Origin of the sequence: Streptomyces sp. NBC_00259, from assembly GCF_036181745.1 — a bacterium.
In the GTDB taxonomy this organism is placed as follows: domain Bacteria; phylum Actinomycetota; class Actinomycetes; order Streptomycetales; family Streptomycetaceae; genus Streptomyces; species Streptomyces pratisoli.
Map to the genome: position 1 here is coordinate 2,145,522 of NZ_CP108080.1, position 13,339 is coordinate 2,158,860.

Here is a 13,339-nt window from a genome sequence, read left to right on the forward strand (position 1 = left end):
TATCGCAGTATTCGCTCGTTCTGCTGAACGTGAGCACCCAGGATCTCGTACGCCCCGCCGTCGGTGTCGAGCAGGCCGAGGCCGCGCTCGTCGAGCACTATCCGCGTCTGGTGCGGATGGCGTATCTCGTCCTGCCGCCGTCGCTCGGCCGCAACCGGCGGGTGCTGACCGCCCACTCCGTCGTGCAGCGTTCGCTGCCGCGCGGACGGGCCGGCCGCGGCTCCGAGGGCTCGGCGGGGGTGCCCGTGCCGCGCGGGACGGCCGCTCCCGGATACGCGTACATCCGCGGCCGGGTGCTGCGGCAGGCGCTGGAGGCGGGGCTTCCGCTCAGGCGGTGGGCCTGGCCGAAGCGCGGCCAGTTCCCGCCGCTGCTGCCCCAGGTGTGGGGCCTGCGGGTGTTCCCCCGCTCCGGCGGCGCCGATGAACTCGCCCTGGACCAGCGGCTGTCCGCGCTGTCCGGTCCGGCACGCGCCGCGTACGTGCTGCGCGGTCTCGAACGGCTGCCGGACGCGGAGGTGCGGCACGTCCTGAGCGACGCCGGGGTCGGGGACCCGCACGCGCCGCTCGCCGAGGCCGACGGCGTCCGGACGCCGGGCGGCAGGAGCGCCGCCGCGCTGCTGGCCTCCCCCGAGTTCGACCCCTGCTCGCTCCAGGCCCGCCCCACCGATCTGATGCGCCGCCGCCAGCACGCGAAGGCGGCGCTCGCGGCGGTGGCGGCCGTGCTGGTCTGCGGCCTGCTGCTGGGACTGCCCGGCGAGGGCTGGGGGCGCGACGGCGCCGCGGCCCCGCTGTACGCGCGCAACCCGGCGGCCGAGGCGGCCCTGGACCCTGGCCAGTTGCGCCGCGTCGGCCCCCTGGCCTGGCAGAGCGCCACGCGCACCGACTTCTCCGTCTGGCCGGCCCGCGGACGGCTGACGGGCGACCGCGCGCTGCTGGGCCGGGCGCTCGCCGTATGGGCGCGGCCGGGCGTCCGGGTGCAGGTGTCGGCGACGCCCGGCACCCCGCCCGGGCCGCCGATGGGCGCACCGCAGCTGCTGTTCGCCGGCGAGGTGGACCGCGCCCGGGTGGTGCTGTTCCACGACGGGTTGCGGATCGTGCGGTACGCCGAGCCGACCGACGACACGACCGGCGGCCCGGCCCTCGACCTCGCCCGTGCCGACGCCGCGGACGCGGCCTCCTCCGGGGCCCTGCTCATCGGCCGTGGCCACGGCAACGTCCGCTATCTGACGGCTCCCTGGGTACGCGGGTCCGCCGTGCGTGATCTGCTCGACCCGTCGGGGGAGCCACGTCCGCTGCGGCGCGACGCGCACGGAGTGACCGGGCCGCTGGCGAGCGCGGTCCAGGCCAGGGACTGCCGGACCTGGGCCGCGCTGGAGCTGACGGACGACGGCGCACAGCGGCTGGTGACCGATCTGGGTGAGCTGACCCCGGCCCGGCTGACCTGGGGTCCGCCCTCGGCCAACGCCGATGTGCCGGGTGAGGGGCGGTCGGCCCGTCGGTCGTGGGCGCGTACGGCCTGCCTGCTCCGCGCGATGCGTTCGCACGGGGTGCGGGAGGTCAACACCTGGGAGTACGCCCGGCAGACCCTGCCGGAGGGGGACGGCACCGCGGCCTGGCTGTGCACGCGGGCCGAGACCTGGCGGGGCACGGGCAGCCGTGTGCTCGCCCAGATCCAGACGCCGTCGCCCCGCCCGCCCGTCGAAGCGCCGGGCACGGTCGTGGCCCGCTCCGAGGCCTCGCCCGCCTGCGGACCACGTGATCCACGCGTGCTGACGGGTGTGCTGTGGCAGTCCCGGGCGCGGCAGTGGTACGTGCTGGCCGCGGGCAGCGAGGAGTTCGCCTCGCTGACCGCCAGCGGCGGGGTCACGGGCAGCACCCGGGGCAACCTCCTCTCCGTACCGGCGCGTAAGGGCGCACGGGCGGAGCTGAACGGACGTCTCGCGGACGGTACGCGGCTCGACTCGCTGCGCTGAACCGGGATCGGCCCGTCCCGATCCCCTGCCGCACGGGCCCTGTTCCCACGGCGTACCACTCAGTACATTGACGCCATGTCTAATACGCGGCCGGTCAAGGTGGCGTCGGAACACACGGCGCTCACAGCCCGAAAGGTCTCCTTCGCCTGGGAGGAGACCCCGCTCCACTGGGTCCCCGGCGATCCGTTCGCCACCCACACGATCAATGTGCTGCATCTGCTCCTCCCGGCCGGCGAACGCTGGTTCGTCCACGTCTACAAGCAGGTCCTGCCGCACATCCACGACGACCGGCTGCGCGAGGACGTCATCGGCTTCATCGGCCAGGAGGCGGTCCACTCGCAGGCCCATGACGACGTACTGCCGCACCTCAGGGAACTGGGCCTCGACCCCACCCCCTACACCGCGCAGGTCGACTGGTTCTTCGAGAAGCTGCTCGGCGACCGGACCCTGCCGCCCGGAAAGCCGCGCGCATGGTGGCTGAAGGAACGGGTCGCGCTGATCGCCGCGATCGAGCACTACACGGCCTTCCTCGGCGACTGGGTGCTCAACGCCGGTGAACTGGACCGGCGCGGCGCCGACCCGATGATGCTGGATCTGCTGCGCTGGCACGGCGCGGAGGAGGTCGAGCACCGCTCGGTCGCCTTCGACCTGTTCATGCACGTCGACGGCAGCTACCGGCGCCGGGTGAGGACCTGGGCGGCGGCCTTCTCCGCGCTCGTCTTCCTCTGGCAGCGCGGCGCCCGCTTCTTCATGGAGAACGACCCCACGCTGCCCGACGGCAGGGCGAGCTTCCGGGACTTCTACCGCGCGGGAACCCGCGGCGTCCTCCCGTCCACACCGGACCTGCTGCGCTCCATCCCGCGCTATCTCAGCCGTGCCTACCACCCCAGCCAGGAGGGCAGCACCGCCCAGGCCGTCGCCTATCTGGCCTCGTCACCCGGCGCCAACGGCCTGCACGACAAGGCCATGAAGGACAAGGGCCTGGACGACAAGGGCCTGGACGACAAGCGCATGGACGACAAGCGCATGGACGACAAGCGCATGGACGGCAAGGGCGTGGACGACAACGGCCCGGACGGCCCGTGCCCGAAGGGAGGCCGCTGACATGCCCCGACTGCGTACCGTCGCCCTCGTCGCCGGAACCGCGCTGCTCGCCAGGCGTGCCCTGCGCCGGCGTATCGCGGCGTCCCCGCTGTGGCCGATGCCCGCGCTGGAGGAACCGGTCTCGGGCCGGGGCGGTCGCCGCGCCTCCTCCCACCGCGTGCTGGTCACCGAGCGCACCACGCCCGCCGAAGGCGTCGTCCAGCTCCGGCTGGAGGGTGCCCACCTGCCGCGCTGGGAGCCGGGCGCGCACATCGACCTCGTCCTGCCCTCCGGCCGCGTACGCCAGTACTCGCTCTGCGGCGACCCGGAGGACTCCGGTACGTACACGATCGCGACCCGACTGGTCGAGGACGGCCACGGCGGTTCGCGCGAGGTGCACGAGCACCTGCACGACGGCACGGAGGTGGAGATCCGCGGTCCGCGCAACCGGTTCCCGCTGGCCGGGTCGGCCTCGTACCTCTTCCTCGCGGGCGGCATCGGCATCACCCCCGTCCTGCCCATGGTGCGGGCGCTGCACGCGGCGGGCGCCACGAACTGGCGGCTGCTGTACTGCGGGCGCGACCGGGCCACGATGCCGTACGTCGACGAGGCCGAGGAGCTGGGCGCAACGACCGTGTCCGGCCGGCCGGACCTGGGGTTCCTGGCCGGCCTTCCCGCGGAGACGGTGGTCTACTGCTGCGGCCCGCAAGGGCTGATGGACGCGGTCGCCGCCGCCCTGCCCGAGGGCCGGGAGCTTCGACTGGAGCGGTTCACGGCCGCGGCGGCAGCCCCCGGCGGTGCGTTCGAGCTCGAACTGCGCCGCTCCGGGCGGACGCTCACGGTCCCCGCCGGCCGCTCGGTGCTCGACGCCGTGCGCGACGAGCTGCCGGACGTCTCCTACTCCTGCCGGCAGGGCTTCTGCGGCACCTGCCAACAGCGGGTGCTGGAGGGCGGGATCGACCACCGGGACGAGCTGCTCACGGACGCGGAACGGTCCGACTCGATGCTGATCTGCGTCTCACGGTGCACGAGCGGGCGCCTCGTCCTGGACCTGTGACCCCGGCCCGTGCGGCTCAAGAGGTCCGCGCGGCTCAGGGGTCCGCCGGGCCAAGGGGCCCTGCGGCTCAAGAGGTCCGCCCGGCTCAGGGCAGCAGCACCCAGTCCGCCGCCAGCGCAGCCACCAGGCCCGCGCCCAGCAGATACGTACCCAGCCGGGTGCGTCCGTGGCGGCTCAGCTCGATGACGACTCCGCACAGGATCATGGCCAGTCCGTACACCCCGACCACGAGGACGGACGTCCGACTGGCCAGCCGCACCACCAGGACGACCGCGAGAGCCACGAGCAGTACGGACGCTGCCGTGATCCGCAGGAGCCGCGCCTGGCGCGGGGTCATGCCCTGTGGCACAGGGGCGGTGGTGTCCTGGTCAGAAGCGGTCATATCCCGGGAGCGTACCCGGCACGAGGCGGACGCTGTTCGACGACCGGCCGTTACGCTGTTCGCATGACGACCGGGGTTCGCCGCAGGATGGGCGTCGAAGAGCGCAGACAGCAGCTGATCGGAGTGGCGCTGGAGCTGTTCGGCCACCGCTCCCCCGACGAGGTGTCGATCGACGAGATCGCCGCCGCCGCGGGCATCTCGCGCCCGCTGGTGTACCACTACTTCCCGGGCAAGCAGAGCCTGTACGAGGCGGCGCTGCGGCGCGCGGCCGACGAACTCGCCGCCCGGTTCGAGGAGAAGCAGGAGGGGCCGCTCGGGGCCCGGCTGCTGCGGGTCATGGGACGGTTCTTCGACTTCGTGGACGAGCACGGTCCCGGGTTCTCCGCGCTGATGCGCGGCGGCCCGGCCGTCACCGCGGGCGGGTCGTACCCGGCAGGCGCGGCCACGACCACCAACGCCATGATCGACGAGGTCAGGCACGCCGCGTACGAGCAGATCATGGCCCACCTCGACGTCGGCGATCCGTCGCCGCGGCTGCGGCTCGTCGTCCGTTCCTGGGTGTCGCTCGCCGAGACGACGGCGCTGCTGTGGCTGGACGGGCGGGAGATTCCGCGCGCCGAGCTGGAGGTGCAGCTGGTGCACGACTTCGTGGCGCTGGTGGCGGTGCCTGCGGCGTACGACGACTCCATGGCCACGGTGCTGATGCGCATCCTCGCGGACGAGCCGGCCGACGGTCCCTTCGCTGAACTCGTCGGCCGGCTCATGGCGCCGGCGCCTCAGGCGGTACGCGTGCCGGAGCAGCGCGACGCCTGACCCACGGCGGTCAGCCGCGGGTGAAGACGGCCACCGTCCGGCCGGGCACGGTGAAGGTCCCCGATCCCGCCTCGTACGAGGCCGACTTCACCACGGCGTCGGCCCCCGCCGCCTGCACCGGGTGCAGACCGTAGGACGTGCCCGCGAGCGCGCCGATCCGCTGCGACGTGCGCTCCGGCGTGGCGTTGAACACCACGACCAGCTCGCCCAGACGCATGGTGATCACACCGGGCGTCTCGTCCTTCCCCGACAGCGGGAAGGACAGCGCCGACTGCACCTGGTCCGCCGTGCCGAGCCCGAACGCCCGCTCCGTCGTACGGATCTTCAGCAGATCGCGGTACGCGGCCGAGGCGCCGGTGATCTCGGGGCAGCCCGGCGTCAGCGTGGGCGCGGTCAGCAGCGGCGCGGCGTACGGCCACTTGGGCTTGTTGTCGGCGGCGGGCGGCAGGCCGCGGCCGAAGCCGTTGCCGTCGCGGCAGTCCCAGTGGATGGTGTTGAACCAGTCGCCGCTGTCGTAGGAGTTGCGGTCGAGCGACTTCGACCGGAGGAGGTCGGAGCCTGCCTGCGACAGCGCCGGTCCCTGTGACAGCGCGGCCGTCGCCATCGCCAGCACCTGCATCCGCGAGCGGTCGGCGGCGGATACGCTCGCCGGCAGCTTGAACGCCAGCGCGTCGTAGAGCGTCTCGTTGTCGTGGGCGTCCGCGTAGGCGAGGGCGTCTCCGGGCGCGGCGGCGTAGCCGGCCGGTGAGCCGTTGTAGTCGACCTCGGAGCCCTTGACCTCGGTTCCGCGGGTGTCGGTGAAGGTGTACGACGCGAGGTTCCCGGAGAGCCCGACCTTGATCAGGTCCTGGTAGTGGAGCAGCCTGGCCCGCTGCTCGGCCGGGGTGCCGTTGGCCTTCGAGGAGTTGGGCTCGGTGAACAGGCCGGAGGCGAAGCCCTGGACGCCCGGGTCCTCGTCGAAGGGCCCGCCGCCGCGGACGGCGTCCCGCGCCCGGTCGGAGAAGGTCGCGATCCCGGTCCCGGCCATGTTCTTCTGGGTGGCCTGGACGAAGCGGGCGTCGTCGGCGATCTCGCCGAAGTTCCAGCCCTCCCCGTACAGGATGATCTTCTTTCCGTCGACGCCGTCCTTCTCGACGGTCAGCGCGTCGAGGGCCTTGCGGACGGCGAGGATGTTCGCCTTCGGGTGGTGGCCCATGAGGTCGAAGCGGAAGCCGTCGACCTTGTACTCCCTGGCCCAGGTGACGACCGAGTCGACGACGAGCTTGCCCATCATCGCGTTCTCGGGCGCGGTGTTGGCGCAGCAGGTGGAGGTGGCCACGGTGCCGTCGTCGAGGAGCCGCTGGTAGTAGCCGGGCACGATGCGGTCCAGGACGGACTTGCCGTCCTGACCGCTCGCGACGGTGTGGTTGTAGACGACGTCCATGACCGTGCGCAGCCCGGCGTCGCCGAGGCCCTGCACCATCCGCCGGAACTCGACCGTGCGGCGGGTGCCCTCGGGGTCGGAGGCGTAGGAGCCCTCGGGGACGCTGTAGTGCAGCGGGTCGTAGCCCCAGTTGTAGGCGTCCTTCGCGGCGGCCTTGGTGACACACGCCTGCTGCTCGTCGGAGTCGGGCGCGTACGCCGTCAGGTCGCAGCCGGGCACGGCCTGGTCCGACGTCTTCTCCGGGATGGTGCCGATGTCGAAGGCGGGCAGCAGATGGACGTACGAGGTGCCGCTCTTCGCGAGCGACGTCAGATGCTTCATGCCGGCCGAGTCGCGGTCGGTGAAGCCCAGATAGCCGCGGCTGGAGAAGTCCCGGATGTGCAGCTCCTGGATCTGGGCGTCCTTGAGCGGCACGGCGGCGGGCTTCCTCAGCGTCGACCAGCCCTTGGGGGCGAGCTTCGGGTCGGTGAGGTCGACGACGAGGCTGCGGGCCGAGTCGGTGGTGAGCGCGGTGGAGTACGGGTCGGTGACCTTGTTGGTGACCAGCTGCCGGACGCTCGGCGCCCAGACGGTCACGGCGTACCGGTACGGCTTTGCGCGCCAGCTCGCCGGGCCGGTGACCGACCAGACGCCGGAGGCGTCGTCGCGGCGCATCGGCACGGTCTTCCCGTCGAGTTCGAGGGCGACCTTCCGCGCGGTGGGCGCCCATACGGACAGCGTCGGGCGGCCCTTGCGGAACACCGGTCCGAGCGCGGCTCCCTGGGCCTTCCCGGCGTACAGGTCGTCGAGCACGCCCGGGATCTGCACACCGGTGGCGGCGAGCAGGGCGCCCGCTGCGTTGCGCTGGGTGGCGATGAGCTGGCCGCGCAGGGCCTCCTGGACCCGGTCGCGGTCGCGCGGGTCGACGGTGAAGGCGGGGAAGTCCTTCAGGTGCGGGAACCTCGCCTTCTGGGCGTCGGTCAGCGCGGACGGGCCGAGCCGCAGCCACCGGCCCTCGTCGCTGAGCGCGCCGTCGACGACCTCGATCCCGCCGCCGGGCGCGTACACGAGCTGCTGGCTGGTGGCGTCGGTCGCCTTCACCTTCCACACGACCGTGTTCCGGTCGATGAACTGCGCCTCGGACGTGGCGAGGTCCAGGGACGGTGCGCCGCCGGTCATCGGCAGCAGGTACTTCGGCTGCCCCGCGAGCATCCACACCTCGCGGCCGTGGCTGCCGAACGACAGCGACTGGTCGGTCGGCAGGTCCTTCTCGTCGCCCTTGTGGACGATGTAGCTGAGCGAGGTGGCGCCTTCGGCGAGCGGGACCTCGAAGACCGCGCCGTACGCGTCCTTGCGGACCGGCATCAGCGGCTTCGACCAGTCGGTGGGCTCGGCAGCGCCGGTCCAGGTGTGCAGGCCCCAGCCGTCGTAGTCCCCGTCGGCCCGCTGGTAGTGCAGCACCGCCTTCCCGGTGTCCTGCGGCGGGTTGGCTCCGTCGGGCGCGGTGTCCGACTGGCCGTCCTGGCCCTGCGTGATCCAGACCTCGCCGGTGCGGGCGAGGGTGATGCTTCGCTGCGGACCGTCGGCGGCGCCGTCCTTCTCCACGGTGTACGCGACCGTCGAGGCGCCCTCGGGGATCTTGACCCAGGCGAAGGCGCCGAAAGCGTCCCGCCCGGTGAAGCCGGCCGTCAGGTCACCGGACTTCAGCTGCCAGCCGTCGTAGTCACCGTCGGGGCGCTTGTAGTGGACGACCGCGTACGTGCGCTCGACGGCCGTCGGCTTCTCGGGCGGCGGGACCTGACCGGCCGTGGTGGCGGCGAGGGCGCTCGCGGTGCGGCCGAGGCTGTCCACGACGACCGCCTTGTAGCGCAGGGGCGTTCCGGCGGGGGCGGTGATGTGCTGGGTGACCTTGTACGGGGCGTGGTCGGCGGTGCCGAGGGTGCGCCAGGCGCCGTTGCCGACCTGGGCGGCGAAGACGACCCGGTTGAGCTGTCCGCCGTCGGTTCCGGCGGAGATCTCCACCGTGCCGGTGGCTCCGGCGGCCGGGGCCTTCAGGGTGAGGGACGGCTTCGCGGCGGGCGCGGGCAGCGGCCGGCCGGCCTCGAGCACCAGCGACGACAGCGCGGGCACGGTGACGGTGATCTCCCCGCCGGTGGCGCGGACGGCGCCGGAGCCTCCGTACAGGACGCGGAAGTCCGTGGCGTCCACGGGCAGGGTGACGGTCTTCGCGGCCGTGGCGTTGTTGACGGCGACGACGTACTCGGTGCGCTTCTTCGCGTCCGTGCGGGAGAAGGCGTAGACGGAGTCCTTGGCGTACCGCTCCTGCTGGACGCCGTCACGCAGCGCCGGGTGCTCGCGGGTCAGCTTCGACAGCGCGGCGATCGAGCGGTAGACGGGGTGCGTGGGGTCGTAGGCGTCGTCGGCGTGGGTGCGGTCCGTGCCGAGCTGGTCGTCGTCCAGATAGTCGGCGGTCTTCGAGGCGAAGAGGGTCTGGCGGGCGTCCTTGTCGCCGCCGGCGCCGGTGAAGCCCTGCTCGTCGCCGTAGTAGACCACCGGGTTGCCGCGGCTGAGGAACATCAGCTCGTTGGCGAGCCGGGCCCGCTTCAGCAGTTCGGCGTCGTCCGCGCCGGGGTTGTCCTGCTTGAGGAAGGTGCCGATGCGGCCCATGTCGTGGTTGCCGAGGAAGGTCACCTGCTCGTAGGCGTTGGCCTTGTCGGTGGTGTACCGGTGGTCGTCGCCGAAGACCTTCGCGAGCCGGCCGGCGTCGGCGCCCTGAGAGGCGTAGGCGCGGGCCGCGTCCTGGAACGGGAAGTCGAGGGTCGAGTCCAGCCGTCCCCGCGTGACGTACGGCGAGGTGACGGCGGTGTCGGCGGAGAAGACCTCACCGAACATGAAGAAGTCGTCGCGGCCGTGCTTCGCGGCGTACGCGTCCAGCGCGGTGGCCCACCGGGTCCAGAAGTCGAGGTCGACGTGCTTGACGGTGTCGATGCGGAAGCCGTCGATGTCGAAGTCGCGGACCCACTTCTCGTAGATCTTCCGCATGCCGTCGACGACCTCGGGGCGCTCGGTCCACAGGTCGTCCAGGCCGACGAAGTCGCCGTACTCAGCGCTCTCGCCGGCCCAGGTGGAGTCGCCGCGGTTGTGGTACATCGTCGGGTCGTTGAGCCACGCCGGGACCTTGGTCACGTCGCCCGCGCCCTTGACCGGGGTGTACGGGAAGGAGTCGGCGTCCACCGTGCCGACCGCGGTCCGGTCGTCGAAGGGACGGCCGGTCCTGTCGAGGTAGGGGTAGGCGCCCTTGGGGCGGTAGCCGTAGGCCTTCTCGGCGTAGTCGACGGTGTCCGCGGTGTGGTTGGTGATGACGTCGAAGAAGACCTTCATGCCTTTGGCATGGGCCTTGTCGATCAGGGTCTCCAGGTCGTCGTTGGTCCCGAAGTGGGGGTCGACCTGGGTGAAGTCGGTGATCCAGTAGCCGTGGTAGCCGGCGGAGGCATCTTTGCCCGACCCCTGCACGGGCCGGTTCTTGAAGATCGGCGCGAGCCAGATGGCGGTCGTGCCGAGGCCCTTGATGTAGTCGAGGCGCCGGGTGAGGCCCTTGAGGTCGCCGCCCTGGTAGAAGCCCTTGTCGGTGGGGTCGTAGCCGGTCTGGAGGCGTGAACCGGTCAGGCCGCCGCGGTCGTTGGCACTGTCGCCGTTCGCGAACCGGTCCGGGAGCACGAAGTAGAACTGCTCCCGGGTCAGATCGTGCCGTGCGGGCTCGGCGGCGAGCTTCGCGTCCGCGGGTGGGGCGGGCGGCTTCGCCGCCGCGGCCGGTACGGCGGGCGCGAGCGCCGCGCAGAGGGCGGCGGCGAGCGTGGCCGCCACCGTTCTGCGCCGGCCGCGCGGGGGGCGTATCACAGAGGTCTCCCTTTCGTGTACGGAAGGCCGGTCGGGCCGTGCGGGTGCGAGGGCACCCGCACCCGCACGGCCCGGCCGGCGCAGGGGGTCAGGCTGTGCAGTTCCTCGCACCGGCGTGCAGGGCGACCGCGGTGTTGGGGCCCAGGGTCCGGGTGAACTGGCCGGAGCTGTTGACCGCTACGCCGGTGCCGGTCTGGACGTCGCAGTAGGACCCGGCCGGGAGCGAGGTCTGGAACGTGCGGGTCAGCGAGGACGACTCGTGGTTGATGGCGACGTACGCCTTGTCGCCGCGCCCGAAGGCGATCGCGTCGGCGCCGTTGTCCCACCAGTTGGTGACGGCCTGGCCCCGGGCGGTGTTCCGGAACGCGACCATCGAGGAGATCTCGCGCCAGGCGTGCTGGCACTTCCAGCCGTCGCTGTAACAGGCGTTGACCGTGCCGCCGTTCGGCGGGCCCGCGTCCTTGTCGGACCACTCGTACCCGGAGTGGACGTCCGGGGCCCCGTACGGCCAGGCCAGCATGAAGACGTTCGCCAGCGTGTAGTCGGCGCCGTCCTTGTAGTTGAGCGTGTCACCGCCGCGCTCGGTGTCGTGGTTGTCGACGAAGACGGCGGACCGGCCGCTCTCCATGTAGCCCCAGCCCTCGCCGTAGTTCTTCAGATAGGCGAGGTTCTCGTTGTTGAAGACCCGCTTGAGGTCACGGGCGTAACGGAACTCCTGCACATCGCCGTTGCCCAGGTACTCCGTCGGCTGGACGGCCTCACCGGCGCCGTGGATGGCCTCCTGCTTCCAGTAGACGCCCGGATTGGCGAGCTTGCCCTTGATCGCGGCGAGGTCGGCGGCCGGTATGTGCTTCGCGGCGTCGATCCGGAAGCCGTCGACGCCGAGCGACAGCAGGTCGTTCATATAGCCCGCGATCTTCGTGCGGACGTACTCCTCACCGGTGTCGAGATCGGCGAGCCCGACGAGTTCGCAGTACTGGACGTTGACGCGGTCCTGGTAGTTGGTGATCTGCGCCGTGCAGTCGTCCATGTCCCACGACGAGTACAGGCCGGGGTAGCCGTACTTCGTGTACGACGAGCCGCCCGTGCCCGTCCCGCTCCCGGCGGCCATGTGGTTGATGACGGTGTCGACGACGACCTTGACGCCCGCCGCGTGGCAGGCGTTGACCATGTTCGCGAACGCGGCGCGGTCGCCCAGCCGCCCCGCGATCCGGTAACTGACGGGCTGGTACGAGGTCCACCACTGCCCGCCCTGTATGTGCTCCTGGGGCGGCGAGACCTGGACGTACCCGTACCCGGCGGGACCCAGGGTGCTGCTGCACGCCTGCGCGACCGAGTCGAAGCGCCACTCGAACAGGACGGCGGTGACGTCCTTGCTACCGGGCGGGGCCGCCTGCGCGGCTCCTGTCGGCGCGATCACCGCAGCCGCTGCGCCCGCCACGAGGGCGAGTGCGGCGGCCAGAGATCTGCTGGCCATGTGGTTCCTCCTGCGGCTCAGGAAGGGTGTGGGGGTCGAGCCGAGGGCCCTGCGTGGGGATTGAATGTTCTTGCTGCAAAGCTGAAAGGCCCTCTGCGCAGGTGACCGTAGGGCCAGACGGTCCATCGGTCAACGGTTGAGACATGTGCGCGACACATGGACGTGATGATTCCGCAAGAACTTGCAGGCTTTCGTGCCGGCCGCAGTGCCGTGTTGTTAAGCCGCGACGGGACTGACCAGCGGCGGGCGGAACGCGTCGGGGCCAGTAGATGCCTGGCGCCAGTCGACCCGCTGCTACGGTCGCCGGTATGACGCTTTCGGCATCGTCGACTCGATCCGTCGACTTGCGCGTTGAACCCGTGGATGAGGTTCTCGCCCATGTGGAGCGGTCGCTCCAGACCTGCCTCGTCGGGAGCACCGTAGTACGAAAGCGCCGCTCGGTCGGGGCTCGTACGGGCCGCGACACGTGGGTACGTATCGAAAGACGAGGGCTCGAAAGGATCGGCGTCCAAGGCTGGAACGGCACGGAATGCGCCGCCCGTCTGGACGGCATCGCCCAACCCGCGTGGCACGGGTGTGTGGTCTGGCGGGACGCTCGCGAGCCGGTGATGTGGCGGGCCGACGAGACCGAACTCCTGCCTGGAGCGCCCATCGGCACTGCCGTGCTGAGCAATGCTCCTGAGCTGCCGGATGAGTGGTGGCAAGCGTTCAACGCGTCGATGGACGCGCTCGCGGATCAGCACACAAAGCGCATTGCCACTCCGGACACCGTCACCATCACGCAGGCTCTCGTCACCGAGTCCATCCGCAACGCATTCCGGGCCGAGTTCGACACGACTGTCGAGCAGTGGGTGCCGGCACACGCGGATCTGAACTGGGCCAACATGACCTCGCCGATGTTCTGCCTCTTCGACTGGGAGGACTGGGGAGATGCCCCGCGAGGGCTGGACTCCGCATCGCTGTGGGGAAGCTCCCTTGCCGTCCCGGCTCTGGCCGATCGCGTGTTGCGAGAGCGGCGCTCCGACTTCGAGAGCCGGGACGGCAAGCTCATGACGCTGTTCGTGTGCTCGAAGATCCTCGGGCCGGAGGCACATCCGGAGGACCCTCGCCTGGAGCCCGCCCGCCGCATGGCGGAGCACCTCATCGCGAGGCTTCAGGCGGGCTGACGCGGCAAGCGGCACTCGCGGATTGCGTGCTCGTCGACGTCAATCGCCAGAGCGCCGATCAGTTGGCCGAGACGAACGGGCACCTCCGT

The 13,339-nt window shown here is 71.5% G+C and carries 7 protein-coding genes and 1 pseudogene; 5 read left to right on the forward strand and 3 right to left on the reverse strand.

Annotated elements, in window-relative coordinates; genetic code table 11:
- Positions 1 to 116: 116 nt before the first annotated feature.
- From OG766_RS09635 to OG766_RS09645, 3 genes are all read left to right on the forward strand, one after another.
- Positions 117 to 1,973, forward strand: coding sequence for a hypothetical protein (locus OG766_RS09635; protein WP_266378083.1), 1,857 nt, complete (start codon positions 117 to 119; stop codon positions 1,971 to 1,973).
- Between the two features lie 75 nt (positions 1,974 to 2,048).
- Positions 2,049 to 3,077: a metal-dependent hydrolase gene (locus OG766_RS09640; protein WP_266374658.1), complete on the forward strand. Its 1,029-nt coding sequence runs from the start codon at positions 2,049 to 2,051 to the stop codon at positions 3,075 to 3,077.
- Position 3,078: 1 nt separating this feature from the next.
- Entirely contained in the window at positions 3,079 to 4,113 is a 1,035-nt protein-coding gene (locus tag OG766_RS09645; protein ID WP_266374657.1) for a PDR/VanB family oxidoreductase, read from the forward strand.
- An 85-nt stretch (positions 4,114 to 4,198) separates the two neighbouring features.
- Here OG766_RS09645 and OG766_RS09650 read toward each other — a convergent pair whose 3' ends face one another.
- Complete coding sequence (locus OG766_RS09650; protein ID WP_266374655.1) at positions 4,199 to 4,495, reverse strand: hypothetical protein; 297 nt, start codon at positions 4,493 to 4,495, stop codon at positions 4,199 to 4,201.
- Between the two features lie 63 nt (positions 4,496 to 4,558).
- Between OG766_RS09650 and OG766_RS09655 the strand changes: the two genes are divergently transcribed.
- Complete coding sequence (locus tag OG766_RS09655) at positions 4,559 to 5,308, forward strand: TetR/AcrR family transcriptional regulator (RefSeq protein WP_266374653.1); 750 nt, start codon at positions 4,559 to 4,561, stop codon at positions 5,306 to 5,308.
- 10 nt (positions 5,309 to 5,318) lie between these two features.
- Here the strand turns inward: OG766_RS09655 and pulA are convergent, their stop codons facing one another.
- Complete coding sequence (gene pulA, locus OG766_RS09660; RefSeq protein WP_328725034.1) at positions 5,319 to 10,607, reverse strand: pullulanase-type alpha-1,6-glucosidase; 5,289 nt, start codon at positions 10,605 to 10,607, stop codon at positions 5,319 to 5,321.
- Between the two features lie 97 nt (positions 10,608 to 10,704).
- Positions 10,705 to 12,084 (reverse strand): annotated as a pseudogene (locus OG766_RS09665) (alpha-amylase); the annotation flags it as partial.
- 308 nt (positions 12,085 to 12,392) lie between these two features.
- Here OG766_RS09665 and OG766_RS09670 point away from each other — a divergent pair.
- Complete coding sequence (locus OG766_RS09670) at positions 12,393 to 13,250, forward strand: hypothetical protein (protein ID WP_328725035.1); 858 nt, start codon at positions 12,393 to 12,395, stop codon at positions 13,248 to 13,250.
- Positions 13,251 to 13,339: the final 89 nt, after the last annotated feature.

Coding starts and splice junctions, on each gene's coding strand:
- OG766_RS09670 (WP_328725035.1), top strand. CDS start 12,393: ATGACGCTTTCGGCATCGTCGACTCGATCCGTCGACTTGCGCGTTGAA.
- OG766_RS09655 (WP_266374653.1), top strand. CDS start 4,559: ATGACGACCGGGGTTCGCCGCAGGATGGGCGTCGAAGAGCGCAGACAG.
- OG766_RS09650 (WP_266374655.1), bottom strand. CDS start 4,495: ATGACCGCTTCTGACCAGGACACCACCGCCCCTGTGCCACAGGGCATG.
- OG766_RS09635 (WP_266378083.1), top strand. CDS start 117: ATGGCGTATCTCGTCCTGCCGCCGTCGCTCGGCCGCAACCGGCGGGTG.
- OG766_RS09645 (WP_266374657.1), top strand. CDS start 3,079: ATGCCCCGACTGCGTACCGTCGCCCTCGTCGCCGGAACCGCGCTGCTC.
- OG766_RS09640 (WP_266374658.1), top strand. CDS start 2,049: ATGTCTAATACGCGGCCGGTCAAGGTGGCGTCGGAACACACGGCGCTC.